At 72.1% G+C, this 13925-nt stretch carries 11 protein-coding genes; 1 reads left to right on the top strand and 10 read right to left on the bottom strand.

Annotated features, from left to right (window positions below):
* Positions 1-140 precede the first annotated feature (140 nt).
* The gene (locus EAO73_RS03080) at positions 141-2231 is read right to left on the bottom strand and encodes an alpha-galactosidase (protein WP_147969896.1); all 2091 of its coding nucleotides are present in this window, start codon (positions 2229-2231) and stop codon (positions 141-143) included.
* Between the two features lie 195 nt (positions 2232-2426).
* Here EAO73_RS03080 and EAO73_RS03075 point away from each other — a divergent pair, with 195 nt between their 5' ends.
* Positions 2427-3239 carry a tyrosine-protein phosphatase gene (locus EAO73_RS03075; RefSeq protein WP_147969895.1) on the top strand — a complete coding sequence of 271 codons (813 nt, stop codon included), beginning with the start codon at positions 2427-2429 and terminating at the stop codon, positions 3237-3239.
* 9 nt (positions 3240-3248) lie between these two features.
* Here the strand turns inward: EAO73_RS03075 and EAO73_RS03070 are convergent, their stop codons facing one another.
* From EAO73_RS03070 to hpnE, 9 genes are all read right to left on the bottom strand, one after another.
* Positions 3249-3431: a DUF6126 family protein gene (locus EAO73_RS03070; protein WP_147969894.1), complete on the bottom strand. Its 183-nt coding sequence runs from the start codon at positions 3429-3431 to the stop codon at positions 3249-3251.
* 45 nt (positions 3432-3476) lie between these two features.
* A complete protein-coding gene (locus EAO73_RS03065; RefSeq protein WP_147969893.1) occupies positions 3477-4085 on the bottom strand; it encodes a helix-turn-helix domain-containing protein in 609 nt (202 codons plus the stop codon).
* A gap of 62 nt (positions 4086-4147) precedes the next feature.
* Positions 4148-5545 carry an aspartate aminotransferase family protein gene (locus EAO73_RS03060; protein ID WP_147969892.1) on the bottom strand — a complete coding sequence of 466 codons (1398 nt, stop codon included), beginning with the start codon at positions 5543-5545 and terminating at the stop codon, positions 4148-4150.
* On the bottom strand, positions 5542-7470 hold the full coding sequence (gene dxs / locus EAO73_RS03055) for a 1-deoxy-D-xylulose-5-phosphate synthase (protein WP_147969891.1): 1929 nt from the start codon (positions 7468-7470) through the stop codon (positions 5542-5544). The genes EAO73_RS03060 and dxs overlap by 4 nt, the downstream gene beginning before the upstream one ends.
* Before the next feature lie 84 nt (positions 7471-7554).
* Entirely contained in the window at positions 7555-8574 is a 1020-nt protein-coding gene (hpnH, locus tag EAO73_RS03050) for an adenosyl-hopene transferase HpnH (protein ID WP_147969890.1), read from the bottom strand.
* A gap of 5 nt (positions 8575-8579) precedes the next feature.
* Entirely contained in the window at positions 8580-9239 is a 660-nt protein-coding gene (locus EAO73_RS03045; RefSeq protein WP_147969889.1) for a 1-hydroxy-2-methyl-2-butenyl 4-diphosphate reductase, read from the bottom strand.
* Positions 9239-11242, bottom strand: a complete 2004-nt coding sequence (gene shc / locus EAO73_RS03040) for a squalene--hopene cyclase (RefSeq protein WP_147969888.1) — start codon at positions 11240-11242, stop codon at positions 9239-9241. The genes EAO73_RS03045 and shc overlap by 1 nt, the downstream gene beginning before the upstream one ends.
* A 106-nt stretch (positions 11243-11348) precedes the next feature.
* Positions 11349-12452: a polyprenyl synthetase family protein gene (locus EAO73_RS03035; RefSeq protein ID WP_191133910.1), complete on the bottom strand. Its 1104-nt coding sequence runs from the start codon at positions 12450-12452 to the stop codon at positions 11349-11351.
* The gene (gene hpnE / locus EAO73_RS03030; RefSeq protein ID WP_147969886.1) at positions 12449-13837 is read right to left on the bottom strand and encodes a hydroxysqualene dehydroxylase HpnE; all 1389 of its coding nucleotides are present in this window, start codon (positions 13835-13837) and stop codon (positions 12449-12451) included. Before hpnE ends, EAO73_RS03035 begins: the two co-directional genes overlap by 4 nt.
* Positions 13838-13925 lie beyond the last annotated feature (88 nt).

Genomic DNA, 13925 nt, shown 5'->3' with positions numbered 1-13925 from the left:
TCCGCGCGGCGTACGGACTACCCAGCCGGAGCGTCACCACACACCGTCACGGATATGATCCCGCTCACGAGCGAGTAATCATCTCCCTTGCAATCGGGGCATGTTCGTCATAACACCGCAATACGGACAGGTCATGGCCGTCACCCCCGGCGCAGCCGCACCACCCGCGCGTCCAGGTCGCCCCGCAGCCCGGTGCGCAGCCCGTGGTGCAGCAGCACCGAACCGTGGTGCACCGCCCCCGTGTCCAGGCAGGTGTACGTGGCCTCCGGATCGATCCCGCGCAGCCGCAGGGCAGGCGGTTCCTCCCCGTAGCGCTGGGCATGGAGCCACATCAGGACGACGGTGTCGGCACCCCGTACGTACTGCACCGCACTGAGCCCCGGCCCCGGCGCCCGCAGCCGGTACAGCTCGCCCAGCTGCACGACGGGCCGGATCTCCTTGTACAGCTCCACCCACCCGCGCGCCTCGTCCAGCTCGGCCGCGCTCCACTCAGTGAGGTCCCCGCCGACCCCGAGCACCCCCGCCATGGCACTGACGAACCGGAAGCGCAGGGAGGAGCGGCGTCCGTTGAGCTGGACGTTCGGGCTGTCGGTGACCCAGGCAGCCATCACGCGCGCCGGGTGCAGCTGCCCGAAGCCCTCCTGGATGGCGAGGCGGTCCAGCGGGTCGGTGTTGTCGGACGTCCATACCTGGTCCGTACGGGAGAGGATGCCGAGGTCGATGCGCCCGCCGCCGCCCGAGCAGGACTCGAAGGCGACGCCGGGGTGGGCGGCGCGCAGCCGGTCGATCAGCGCGTAGAGGCCGTCCACGTGCTCGGTCCACAATCGCTGCGGGTAGTCGGCGCCGGGCCAGCCCGCGTCCGAGAAGCAGCGGTTGAAGTCCCATTTCACATAGTCGACCGGTGTGCTCGACAGCAGCGCGTCCAGGCTTTCCCAGAGATGGGCCCGCACATCGGGCCGGGCCAGATTGAGGACCAGCTGATTGCGGAACTCCGTGCGTTCCCGGCCGGGGAAGTGCTGCACCCAGTCCGGGTGGGCGCGGTAGAGATCGCTGTCGGGGTTGACCATCTCGGGTTCGACCCAGATCCCGAACCGCATGCCGAGACCGTGCACATGGCGGGCGAGCGGGCCGAGCCCTTCGGGGAAGCGCTGCGGGTTCGGCGTCCAGTCGCCGAGCCCGGCCCGGTCGCTCACGCGCTGCCCGAACCAGGCGTCGTCCACGACGAACAGCTCGACGCCCATCGCGGCGGCGCGTTCGGCCAGCGCCCGCTGCTGGTCCTCCGCGATGTCGAAACCGGTGGCCTCCCAGGAGTTGTAGAGCACCGGGCGCGGCTCGAAGGCGTCGGGGATCACATGGGCGAGCTGCCAGGCGTGCCAGGCGCGGGAGGCCCCGCCGAAGCCTCCCGCGCTCCACAACCCGGCGAAGACCGGGGTGGTGTACGACTCCCCCGGCGCCAGCCGCAGCAGCCCCGACTCGTCGTAGCCGGCGCCGCCGGTGATCTGGACGAGCCCGTCGGGCAGCCGCTGTACGGCGATGCGCCAGGAGCCGGACCAGCCGAGCGCGCAGCCGTAGACCTCGCCGCTCTCCTCGGTCGCGGCGCCGTCCGCGTCCAGGGCGGCCCAGGGCAGGCCCTGGTGGCCGGTGTGGCCGCGCCGGCTGGAGAGCAGGTGTTCCCCGTACGCCAGCTCAGTGCGCTCCAGCTGGGTCTCCGCCGCCCAGCGCCCATGGAGCCGGCTGAGCCGCCAGCGGTCGCGGGCGGGCAGCGCCCAGGCCGCCGCGTCGGCGCGGAGCACCTCGACGGGCGGGCCGTCGGGCCCGGTATGGGCGAGCGTGGTCCAGCGCTCGATCACGTCGGAGTCGTCCCGCATCCGGTAGTGCAGGGTGATCGCCAGCCGGTGGACCGGGTCGTCGAAGGAGAGCCGCAGCTCGTCGCCGTCCACGGTGTCCCCGGCGAACACCCACGCGGTCCCGCGCACCTCGTCGGTACGCACCGACAGGGCGGGGCGGACGAACCGGGGGCCGCCCTCCACCGGGTACTCCTCGCGGCCGTCGAGCGGGGACTCGAAGCCCCGGCCGGCCGGGGCGGGCGCCGCGGCCAGAGCCTCGGCGGCGGCCAGGGAGATGCGCGGGCCCCAGTGCAGGTGCAGCAGCTCGTGCCGTTCGGTGAGCCGCAGCGCGTAGCTCCCGCTCGCCCCCGTCAGCAGCCAGATCCGGTCGCCGGCCTCGATCATCGCGCCCCCGTCCGCGTACCTCACAGATTCACACAGGTCCGCACATCATCGACCGTCGGGGCACCGAGGGCAACGGTGCGTAAGCCGAGAACGGGAGGCCGCGGGGGACATGGTTGCCCCAGGAACGGATGTCGTATCGTCGCGGGCGTGGGCCCGACGGCGACACGCGCCGGGGCAGAGCCTCCAGGAGTGACCGTGACGCAGCAGCTGCCGCAGACCCCGCCGACGGAGCCCGTACTCACCGGCGTCCGCAACTTCCGGGACCTCGGCGGTCTGCCCACCACCGACGGCCGGCGGGTGCGGCACGGCAGGCTCTACCGCAGCGGCCACCTGGCGCACGCCACGGCCGAGGACGCGGCGTTCCTCGGCGGGCTGAACCTGCACACCGTCTTCGACTTCCGCAACGCGGCGGACCACAGGCTGGACGGCCTGGACGTGGAGCTGCCCGGCGTACGGAACGTGAGCATCCCACTCAGCGACCCGGCCGACGGGGCGGAGTTCTGGCGGATGGTGCGCGACGGGAACATGGCGGAGCTGCGCTCGATCCTGGCCGACGGCAAGGGCACCCGCCGCATGGTCGCCTCGTACCGCGCGATCATCCTGGAGCGCACCGCCGAGCACAGCCGGGTGCTGCACGCCCTGGCCGAGGACAGCGTGCCGGCCCTGATGCACTGCGCGGCCGGCAAGGACCGGGCGGGGCTCTCCATCGCGGTGACGCTGCTGGCGGTGGGCGTCGGCCGGGAGACCATCGAGGCCGACTACCTCAAGTCGAACGACGCGCACCGCCGCTACCGCATCCGGCGCAGCGACACCTCGGCCGCCGGGATGTCCCCGGAGGTGCTGGAGCTGCTGAACCCGCTCTTCGGCGCCGAGCCCGACTACCTCGCCGCGGCCTTCGCCACCATCGACGAGACCTGGGGCGGCACCGACCGCTACCTGGCCGACGGGCTGAAGCTCGCACCCGCCACCCGGGAGCGGCTGCGCGAACGGCTCCTCGACGAGAGCTGAGCCGGCGGCCTACTGGTTGTGCATGCCGACCGCGAAGAGCAGGTAGAGGAACGCGGCGATGACGTGCCCGGCCACAAGATAGGCGAAGAGGCGGATGACAAGTCCGCGCGGCATCTTCTTCTCATGGGTGTCGCCGTCGGCGCCGGGGCGCCTGGCCGGGGTGAGCGGGTCGTAGTTCTCGGAATCGGACATGTCTGGCCTCTCTGGCTGCCGGGCGGAACCGGCGGCGGAATCGCCTCAGCGACGGTGGACCGGGCCGCCGAGACACAAGTCGGCGGCGGGGCTCTGCAGCAGGGTGTGGACGAAGAGCAGTTCGGAGCCCTCGGGTTCGGGGGCCGCGATCCGGTGCGGGGTGAGCGAGTCGAAGTGCGCGCTGTCCCCCGGCGCGAGGTCGTGCACCGTCTCGCCGAGCGTCACCCGGAGGCGGCCCGCGAGGACGTACAGCCATTCCTCGCCGGGGTGGACACGGACCAGATCGCCCTGGGCGCCGTACGGGACCCGGACGCGCAGCGCCTGCATGGCGCGGCCGGAACCGCCGGCCTGCTGGTACAGCCAGCCGTCGGCCGCAGCGCCCTCGAACGGGCGGCCGCGGACGATCGCGTCACGTTCCGGGGGCATCTCGCCCAGCAGCTCGGAGACCGTCGTACCGTAGATCCTGGCCAGCTGGAGCAGCATGGGCAGCGACGGCTGGCGCCGGCCCGTTTCGAGCCGGGAGAGGTGGGCGGGCGAGAGCCCGGCCCGCTGGGCCGCGGCCTCCAGGGTGAGACCACGGCCCCGGCGCAGATCGCGCAGGCGGGGCGCGACACCGGGCAGCTCGTCGGCCGCCGGGTCGTCCGGAGAATTCATGCCTCCATTGGGCCAAACTCTTTCCCCTGAGGCAAATTTCTTGCCTCAGGGGCAAAAAGCCTTCAGCGGTTGGCGACGGCCTGCTTCACCAGGGTCCGTCCGAAGTCCCACATCAGTCCCCCGCCGCTGTGCGCGTCGTCCATGACGGCGGTGAACGCCTCGACGAACCGGTCCACGTCCGCGTCGTCGATCACCAGCGGCGGGATCAGCTTGATCACTTCGAGGTGGTCGCCGGAGACCTGGGTGAGGATGCGGTGCTTCTGCAGCAGGGGCACGACCACCATCTGCGCGAAGAGACCCTTGCGGGCCGCCTGGAGCATGGTCCAGCGGCTGCGCAGCTTGAGCGAGGTGGGGCGGCCGAACTCGATACCGATCATCAGCCCGCGCCCCCGCACCTCGTGCAGCAGCTCGTAGCGTCCGACGAGCGCGGAGAGCCGTTCGCGGAGCAGGTCGCCGGTGCGGCGCGCGTGCGCGACGGTCTCCTCGTCCTCCATCACCGACAGCACCGCGAGCCCGGCCGCCATCGCCTGGGCGTTGGAGCCGAAGCTCGCGGAGTGGACGAGGACCCGGTCCATGGAGGAGTAGACGCGCTTGAAGATCCAGTCCTTGCCGAGCGTCGCCCCGACCGGCACATAGCCGCCGGAGAGCGCCTTGGCCACGCAGACGAGGTCCGGTTCGACGCCTTCTTCGTGCTGGTACGCGTAGAAGTCGCCGGTCCTGCCGAGGCCGGTCTGCACCTCGTCGGCGATGAGGAGGGCCTTGTGCTTGCGCAGCAGCTCCTGGGCCTCGCGCAGATAGCCGGGCGGCGCGGCGAGCACCCCCTTGCCCTGGATCGGCTCCACCACCAGGGCGGCGACATCGCCCCGCTTCAGCTCCCTGCTCAGCGCGGCGAGGTCGCCGAGCGGGATCGCGGTGTCGGGCAGCAGCGGGGCGAAGCCGTCCCGGAAGCCGCCCTCGCCGTTGACCGAGAGGGAGCCGGTGGTCAGCCCGTGGAAGGCGTGGTCGCAGTACAGGACGCGCGGCCTGCCGGTGGCGTACCGGGCGAACTTGAGAGCCGTCTCGACGGCCTCGGTGCCGCTGTTGCCGAAGAACACCCGGTCCAGGTGCGGGCTGTGGCTCAGCAGCTTCTCGGCGAGCAGTCCGGGCAGCGGCTGGCAGTCGAAGCGGGTCAGGTCGGCGAGCGAGGCGTCGAGGACGTCGTGGAGCGCCTTGCGTACGACGGGGTGGTGGCGGCCGAGTCCCATCACGCCGAAACCGGCGAGCATGTCCAGGTAGTCGTTGCCGTCCGCGTCCCAGAAGTGGGCGCCCTCGGCCCGTTCGTAGACCTTGTCGAAGCCGATGGTGTGCAGCATGCGCGGGAGCTGGTGGTTGAGGTGCCTGCTGTGCAGCTCGTAGCGTTCGGCGCCGCGTTCGGCGAGCAGCCGTGCCAGATCGAAGCCCTTGGGCTCGTCGTCCTTCATGCCCCGCTCTCCTTGTGCCCGTTGCCCGGGGCCTTGTGCCCCGTGCCGCCGGCCGCCTTCCGGGCGGCCGTGACGGCGCTGATCCGGCCCGCGATCTCGACCGGTGTGAGTCCGATGTCCGCCAGCACCTCGGACCGCTTGCCGTGCGCCAGGAACTGCTCGGGGATGCCGAAGGTGCGCAGCGGTACGTCGACACCGGCGTCCCGCAGCGCCTGGCCGACCGCCGAACCGACGCCTCCGGCGCGGATGTTGTCCTCGACGACGGCGACGAGCCGGTGCGCCGCGGCGAGCGCCGGCAGCTCCGGGTCGACCGGCTTGACCCAGCGCGGGTCCACCACGGTGCAGCGGATGCCGGCGCCTTCGAGCAGTTCCGCGGTCCGCAGGCAGACCGGCGCCATCACCCCGACGGCGACGAGCAGCACGTCGGCGTCCGCGTCGCGCCGCAGCACGTCCATGGAGCCGACCCGGCCGACCGCGGGGATCGCCTCCCCCACGGACTCCTTCGGGAAGCGCACCAAGGTCGGCGCGTCGTCCACGGCGACGGCCTCGCGCAGCTCCTCCCGCAGCCGGTCCGCGTCGCGCGGCGCGGCGATCCGCAGGCCCGGCACGACCTGGAGCACGGACAGGTCCCACATGCCGTTGTGCGAGGCCCCGTCGGGGCCGGTGACGCCGGCCCGGTCCAGGACGAAGGTGACCCCGCACCGGTGCAGGGCGACGTCCATCAGGAGCTGGTCGAAGGCCCGGTTGAGGAAGGTGGCGTAGACGGCGACGACCGGGTGCAGCCCGCCCGTGGCGAGTCCGGCGGCGCTCACCGCCGCGTGCTGCTCCGCGATGCCGACGTCCCAGACGCGGTCCGGGAACGCCTCGGCGAACTTCGTCAGCCCGACCGGGTCCAGCATCGCCGCGGTGAGCGCGACGACGTCCGGGCGCTCCGCCCCGATCGCCGCGATCTCGTCCGCGAAGACGGAGGTCCAGGACGGGCCGGCGGCGGGGACGAGCGGGGCGCAGGTCAGCGGGTCCATCACGCCGACCGTGTGGAAGCGGTCGGCCTCGTCGCGCAGGGCGGGGGCGTAACCCCGGCCCTTCTCCGTGATGCAGTGCACCAGGACCGGGCCGCGGAACTGCTTGGCACGGTGCAGCGCGGCCTCGACGGCGGCGGTGTCGTGCCCGTCGACCGGGCCGATGTACTTCAGCCCCAGGTCCTCGAACATGCCCTGCGGCGCGACGAAGTCCTTGAACCCCTTCTTCGCGCCGTGCAGGGCCCCGTGCAGCGGCTGCCCGATGACGGGGGTGCGCTCCAGGAGACCCTTGCCCCAGGCCAGGAAGCGTTCGTAGCCGTCGGTGGTACGCAGGGTGGCGAGATGGCGGGCGAGGCCGCCGATGGTGGGGGCGTAGGAGCGCTCGTTGTCGTTGACGACGATGATCAGGGGGCGGTCCTTGGCGGCGGCGATGTTGTTCAGCGCCTCCCAGGCCATGCCTCCGGTGAGGGCCCCGTCCCCGGTGACGGCGACGACATGGCCGTCCTGGCCCCGTACCTCGTTGGCCTTGGCGAGGCCGTCGGCCCAGCCGAGGACGGTGGAGGCGTGCGAGTTCTCGATGACGTCGTGCGCGGACTCCTCGCGGGAGGGGTAGCCGGAGAGCCCGCCCTTGCCGCGCAGCTTGGAGAAGTCCTGCCGCCCGGTGAGGAGTTTGTGGACGTAGCTCTGGTGTCCGGTGTCCCACAGAATGCGGTCCACGGGTGAGTCGAAGACCCGGTGCAGGGCGATGGTCAGCTCCACCACACCGAGGTTGGGGCCGAGGTGGCCCCCGGTCCTGGCCACGGCCTGCACCAGGAACGTGCGGATGTCGTCGGCGAGTTCGCCGAGTTGTGACGCGTTCAGTGCCTTGAGATCGTGCGGCCCCCGGATGCTCTGCAGCAGCGTCATGCCGGGCCCCCTCTCTGGTCCTGTTCCCACTCGGGTGACGGCCGGGACCTTCGAGGAGGTCCCGGCCGTCGACCGGTCATCGGCTCAGCGGCTTCCGCCGACGGTCTCGCGCATGGCGCGCAGGGACTCCTTCAGCGAGCCCATGGTGGCGAGTACGGCGGTGGGTTCGTAGCCGCAGTGCGCCATGCAGTTGGCGCAACGCGGGTCCTTGCCCCGGCCGTACTTGTCCCAGTCGGTCTCCTCGATGAGCTGCCGGTACGTCGGGACGTAGCCGTCGCTCATCAGGTAGCAGGGCCGCTGCCAGCCGAACAGCGAGTAGTTCGGGATGGCCCACGCCGTGCACGGGAAGTCCGCCTTGCCCTCGAGGAAGTCGAGGAAGAGCGGCGAGTGGTTGAGGCGCCACCTGCTCCGGTTGCCGCCGGCGAAGGTCTTCTTGAACAGCTCACGGGTCTGCTCCACGCCCAGGAAGTGCTCCTGGTCGGGCGCCTTCTCGTAGGCGTAGGCGGGCGAGATCATCATCTCGTCGACCTTGAGGTCGTCGTTGAGGTAGTTGAGGACCTCGATGATGGTCTGCGGGGTGTCGGTGTTGAAGAAGGTGGAGTTGGTGGTGACCCGGAAGCCGCGCCGCTGGGCCTCCTTGATCGCCGCCACCGCCTCGTCGAAAACCCCTTCCTTGGCGACCGATTCGTCGTGCCGCTCGCGCAGCCCGTCGATGTGCACGGCGAAGGCGAAGTACGGCGACGGCGTGAACTTCTCGATCTTCTTGCGCAGCAGCATCGCGTTGGTGCAGAGGAAGACGTACTTCCTCCGGGCCACGAGCTGGCGCACGATCTCGTCGATCTGAGGGTGCATCAGCGGCTCGCCGCCGGCGATGGAGACCATCGGGGCACCGGATTCGAGCACGGCGCCGACGGCCTGCGCCACGGGCATGCGCTGCTTGAGGACGCCCGCCGGGTGCTGGATCTTCCCGCAGCCCTCGCAGGCGAGGTTGCAGGCGTACAACGGCTCCAGCTCGACGATCAGCGGGAATTTCTCCCGCCTGCGGAGCTTCTGTTCAATGAGGTACGTCGCAACCTTGATGGACTGACGAAGCGGCATGGCCATCTAGCTCACCTCCTGGGGAGCAGCAAAGATCGGTGCCATTCATAGAAAGCCGGTAGGACGGCACGAAGAACGCGGAAAGCCGATATTCCACCGCGGACCGTGCCGATGCGGACGAGCTCATGCTCCGGAGCGTCCACGACCACCCGTACGGCGGCAACCGGGCGTGGCCCGGACCGCAGGGCGGTGCGCAGGGTCGCGGCGGACTCCATGTCCACCGCGACCGCCCCGGTGGCCCGCAGTTCGGCCCGTTCATGTCCCCGGACGACATGGTCGGAGCCGGTCAGCGGACCGGTGTGTACGGTGCGCCCCGGTACGGCCCTGGCCAGCGCCTCGGCCAGCAGGTCCGCACCGGTGCACGGGACGGGGTCCCCGGCGGCCCGGGTCTCCTCGGCCACCACCAGGTCGCCCGGGTGCATCCCGGGTTCGAGGCCGGCGCAGAACCCCGAGGCGATGACGGCGGTGGCCGCCGCCCCGTCCTGCCCGAGCGCCCGTGCCACGGCGGCTTCGGCCGCCCGGGGGCCCATGCCGGTACGGAGCACGGTCACCCGGTCCGGGGCGTCCACCGCCCTCCGCCTGCCGGTGCGCAGGGCGAGCTGTTCGATGCCGAGCGCGCAGGCGATCAGCAGGGGGGCGGCGGGGCCGTCCGGCCCCGGACCGTCACCCATCAGGCCCCCTCGCGCATCGGCGCGCGGCCCGCGAACGGGTCGCCGTGCACATACCGCCCGAGTGCGGTGAGCGGGAAGACCTGCCGGTAGAGGTGGTAGTTGATGGAGAAGTCCCAGGGGAACCCGGTGCCGGTGAAGTACGGCTCGTCCCAGGAGCCGTCGGCCTGCTGGGTCTCGGTCAGCCAGGCGATGCCGCGCGTCACGGCGACGGTGTCCCGGCGGCCCGCGGCCAGCAGCGCGAGCAGGGCCCACGCGGTCTGGGACGCGGTGGACGCCCCCTGGCCGATCCACTTCTCCTCTGTGTACGAGCGCAGATCCTCGCCCCAGCCGCCGTCGTCGTTCTGGACGGACTCCAGCCACTGGACCGCGCGCCGGATCGCGGGGTGCGAGACGGGGAGTCCCGCGGCGGTCAGCGCGGGAACCACGGAGCCGGTGCCGTAGACGTAGTTGACCCCCCAGCGTCCGAACCAGCCGCCGCCCGCGTCCTGTTCGGACAGCAGCCACTCGATGCCGCGCCGGGTGACGGGGTGCGCGGCGCGCCCCTCGATGGCGAGCATCTCCACCACGTGGCCGGTGACATCGGCGGACGGCGGGTCGATGACCTCGCCGAAGTCGCAGAAGGGCAGCCGGTTGGGGAACGGGCTGGTGTTGTCGGCGTCGAACGCGCCCCAGGCCCCGTTGCGGGACTGCATGCCGACGTTCCAGCGCACGCCGCGCTCGATGGCGGCGTCCACCCGGGCCTGGTCGGGGTGGCGGACCCGGCGCAGGGCGAGGACCACCTCCGCGGTGTCGTCGATGTCGGGGTAGTTGTCGTTGTGGAACTCGAACGCCCAGCCGCCCGGCTCCAGTCGGGGCCTGCGCACCGCCCAGTCACCGGGCCGGACGATCTCCTCGGCGAGCATCCAGTCCGCCGCCTTCACGAGCGCCGGGTGGTCGGGGGCGACCCCGGCGTCGGCGAGGGCGATGGTGGCCAGGCAGGTGTCCCAGACCGGGGACTGGCAGGCCTCGATCATGCGGGTGCCGTCCTCGCGCCACACGGCGAAGCGGTCGAGCGAGTCGAGGCCCGCCCGCATCACCGGGTGTTCGAGGTCGTAGCCGAGCAGGTGCAGGGCGATGACCGAGTAGACGGCGGGCGGCTGGATACCGCCCCAGCAGCCGTCGTTCTCCTGGCGTTCGATGATCCAGCGGGCGGCGGCGTTCATCGCGATCCGGCGCAGTGCGCGCGGGGCGAACCGGTGGTAGACGTGCAGCGCCTTGTCGAGACGCTGGAAGAGGCCGTCCCAACTCACCGCCGGAGCGGGCCGCTTGGAAGGGTTCGGGTCGTCCGGTTCGGTGTGCAGCTCGTCGAGGGCGAAGGGGGCGGGCCGCACCGGCCGCTTCGCCGAGACGATGGTGAGCGGCACGATGGTCTGGCGGGCCCAGCAGCCGAAGTCGTAGATGTTGAGCGGGACCCACTTGGGGAAGAACATCAGCTCGGGCGGCAGCTCGGGCAGGTCGTCCCACTTCCACCAGCCGAAGAGGGCCAGCCAGATCCGGGTGAAGACCCGGCTCGCGGCGATCCCGCCCTGCTCCCGGACCCAGCCGGCCGCGCGGGCCATGTGGGGATCCTCCGGCCGGTCGCCCGCCAGCCGCAGCGCCACATAAGCCTCGATGGTGGTGGAGAGGTCCGCGGGCCCGCCGTGGAAGGTCGCCCAGGTTCCGTCGCCGAGTTGCTCGCCGCGGATGAATCCGGCGGCGGCCCGGAGCGTGGCGGGGTCCTGGATGCCCAGGAACTGGCGGAGCAGCAGGTCCTCGGCGTCCATGGTGACGTTGGTGGCGAGGTCGCCCTTCCACCAGCCCTGCTCGTCCTGCCTGCCGAGGAGGTGCTCCACCGAGCGTTCCGCGGCCCGCCGCGCGGCGGCCAGTACACCGTCCGCGGCGATGGTTGATTCGATAGTCGGTCTACTGGCCGAGGCTGCGCGGGGATCAACGGCCCCGGTGCTTCCGTCGGTCGTCGCTGTCATGGCTTCCCCTTCGTGCAGGTGGTCCTCTGCTGTGCTGGGGTCTCCGTCGGCCGGCGCCCGTAAGGACGCCGGCCGGCGACTGCGAGTCATATGGACCAGATGGTGATCATCTCTTTCGTACGACGACGAAGTCCGCGAGCGCCGTGAGCTGCGCCCGCACGGTTTCCGGCATGTCGACACCGTGCAGCACCTCTATGGCGACCGCATGCTGACGACGGGCCTCCTGGGCGGTCCACTCGCGGCCGCCCGCCTCCTCGATGAGCGCCGCACGGGCGGCGAACTCCTCTTCGGAGAAGCTGTCGAAGTCGCTGCTCTTGGCGTCGGCGGCGAGCAGCTCGCCGAGGCGCTCGGAGGCCGGTCCGCCCGCGGCGAGCGCGGCGACGACCGGCAGGGACTTCTTGCGCTGGCGCAGATCGCTCCAGGTCTGCTTGCCGGTGGCCTCGGGGTCGCCCCAGACGCCGAGCAGGTCGTCGACCGCCTGGAAGGCGAGGCCGAGGTGGTGGCCGTACGCCTCCAGGACGTCAGCGGTGCGGTCGTCCGCGCCGCCGAGCACCGCGCCGATGGAGCAGGCACAGGCGAGGAGGGCGCCGGTCTTGTTGCCCTCCATCTCCAGGCACTCCTCGACGGTGACGCGCTCGCGGTGCTCGAAGGAGATGTCCTGGGCCTGCCCGTCGATGAGCTTGCGGGTCGCCGAGGTCAGCCGCCGGGCCGCGCGGCCCGCCTCGGGCGTGCCGAGCTCCAGCAGGACCTCGTTGGCCAGGGCGAACAGGGCGTCGCCGACCAGGATCGCCTGGGCGGGGCCGTGCACCTTCCATACGGTGTCGCGGTGGCGCCGCTGTTCGTCGCCGTCCATCAGGTCGTCGTGCAGCAGCGAGAAGTTGTGCACGAGTTCGACGGCGACGGCGCCGGGGACGCCGGCCTCGGGCGCGGCGCCGGCCGCCTCGGCGGACAGCAGCGCCAGCGCCGGGCGAACGGCCTTGCCGCCGTCGCCGTCGGCGGGCCTGCCCTGGGCATCGATCCAGCCGAAGTGATAGGCGGCCACGGTGTCCATGGGCGGTGCGAGCCGGTCGACGGCGGCCCGGAGCACCGGCGTGGAAAGGGCCCGTCCACGCTCCAGAAGCGCGGTGACGTCCGTGGTGTCCGCCACGGTGTCGGAAGCCGGATTCGCCGGGGTCACTGACTCTCCTCTTGTTCCGGTGGTACTGCTCATGCCGCCTCCTGCAGCGGATGTTCATGGGGGCGGCCGAGCGCCCGGAGCGCGGCGTCCGCGGCGCCCGCACCGCTGCGGACCGCGCCCTCCATCGTTGCGGGCCAGCCGGTGGCGGTCCAGGCACCTGCCAGGAACAGTCCGGGGGCGCGGGTGAGCGTCCCGGGCCGCAGCCGGCCGACGCCGGGCGCGGGCGCGAAGGTCGCGGTGCGCTCACGGGTGACGAAGAAGTCCCGGATGCCGGCGCCGCGGGCGGCGGGCAGCAGCCGTTCCAGCTCGGGCAGGTAGCGGGCGCGCAGCTCGGCGACGGGCAGTTCGATCTCGTCACCGGCCGCGGACTGGGAGACCGCGAGGTACTGGCCGGGACCGGTGAGACCTGAGGCCTCGGTGCGGTCGAAGACCCACTGGACCGGCGAGCCGAGCGCGGCGAAGAACGGCCGTTTGAGGACCTTGCGGTCGTAGACGACGTGCACGTTGAGGATCGGCGACGTGCCGATCTCCAGGAGCCGGTCCGGCGCGTCGAGCGCGCCCTCGGGCAGCAGGGCGTGGGTCTCGCGCTGCGGCACGGCCAGGACGACGGTGTCCGCCTCGATCTGTTCGGCGCCGGTGTCGACCAGCCAGCGTCCGTCGTCGGTGCGGGTGAGCTCGTGGGCCTTGGTACGCAGTTCGGTGCGGACACCGGCGGAGTCCAGGGCCTTGCGGCTCATGGTGTCGTGGATGTCGCCGAGCGGTACGGAGGCCCAGCCGATGTCGGCGGCGCCCGGTTCGGAGAGCAGTCCGGTCTTGAAGACCTTCGCGGCGAGCGCGAGCGAGGAGTTCGGCGCGGTGGCGTTGAGGGTGGCGACGCCGACCAGGTCCCAAAGTGCCTCGATGGTGCGGGGCGACTGGCCGTGGCGGGCGAGCCAGCTGCCGAAGTCCTCGGCGTCGAGCGCGGGGTCGTCCGGGTCGAGCCGGCGGAGGGCCAGCGCGGCCCGTGCGACACCCGCCCGTTCGGCGAGCGACAGGTGCGGGTACCCGGCGAGGCCGGCGGCCAGGTGCAGCGGGACCGGGAGCGCGTTGCGGCGCAGCCTTCCCAGCCGGGGTCCCGAGGGCTGCCCGACATCGAGAACGGGCACGTCCAAACGGTTTTGCAGGGGTGCCAGACGGGCGCTGTCGACCCGGTCGAGGAACCAGCGGTACGCGGTGCAGCAGCGCAGGTAGACATGCTGGCCGTTGTCGACCGTCAGCCCGCCCCGGCGGAAGGAGAACGCGAGCCCGCCGAGCCGGGGGCGGCCTTCGAGCAGGGTCACGTCAAGCCCGGCGTCGGCCAGGCGCAGGGCCGCCGTGACACCGGCGAGCCCGCCGCCGACCACGACCGCGTGGGGCGAGCGCAGGGTGTCGTCACTCATGCGTCCCCCTCTCAGCGGCTGCGTTCCGTCGGACCTGCTCAGTCAGGGACGCGGCCGCCGGGCCGGGGGTTGCCCGCGGTCCGTTCCG

This window comes from Streptomyces sp. col6, assembly GCF_008042035.1.
In the GTDB taxonomy this organism is placed as follows: Bacteria; Actinomycetota; Actinomycetes; order Streptomycetales; family Streptomycetaceae; genus Streptomyces.
Note: the sequence above shows the minus strand (reverse complement) of the source record. Positions and strands in the feature narration are given on the sequence as shown.

Coding starts and splice junctions, on each gene's coding strand:
- EAO73_RS03080 (WP_147969896.1), bottom strand. CDS start 2,231: ATGATCGAGGCCGGCGACCGGATCTGGCTGCTGACGGGGGCGAGCGGG.
- EAO73_RS03070 (WP_147969894.1), bottom strand. CDS start 3,431: ATGTCCGATTCCGAGAACTACGACCCGCTCACCCCGGCCAGGCGCCCC.
- EAO73_RS03065 (WP_147969893.1), bottom strand. CDS start 4,085: ATGAATTCTCCGGACGACCCGGCGGCCGACGAGCTGCCCGGTGTCGCG.
- EAO73_RS03060 (WP_147969892.1), bottom strand. CDS start 5,545: ATGAAGGACGACGAGCCCAAGGGCTTCGATCTGGCACGGCTGCTCGCC.
- dxs (WP_147969891.1), bottom strand. CDS start 7,470: ATGACGCTGCTGCAGAGCATCCGGGGGCCGCACGATCTCAAGGCACTG.
- hpnH (WP_147969890.1), bottom strand. CDS start 8,574: ATGGCCATGCCGCTTCGTCAGTCCATCAAGGTTGCGACGTACCTCATT.
- EAO73_RS03045 (WP_147969889.1), bottom strand. CDS start 9,239: ATGGGTGACGGTCCGGGGCCGGACGGCCCCGCCGCCCCCCTGCTGATC.
- shc (WP_147969888.1), bottom strand. CDS start 11,242: ATGACAGCGACGACCGACGGAAGCACCGGGGCCGTTGATCCCCGCGCA.
- EAO73_RS03035 (WP_191133910.1), bottom strand. CDS start 12,452: ATGAGCAGTACCACCGGAACAAGAGGAGAGTCAGTGACCCCGGCGAAT.
- hpnE (WP_147969886.1), bottom strand. CDS start 13,837: ATGAGTGACGACACCCTGCGCTCGCCCCACGCGGTCGTGGTCGGCGGC.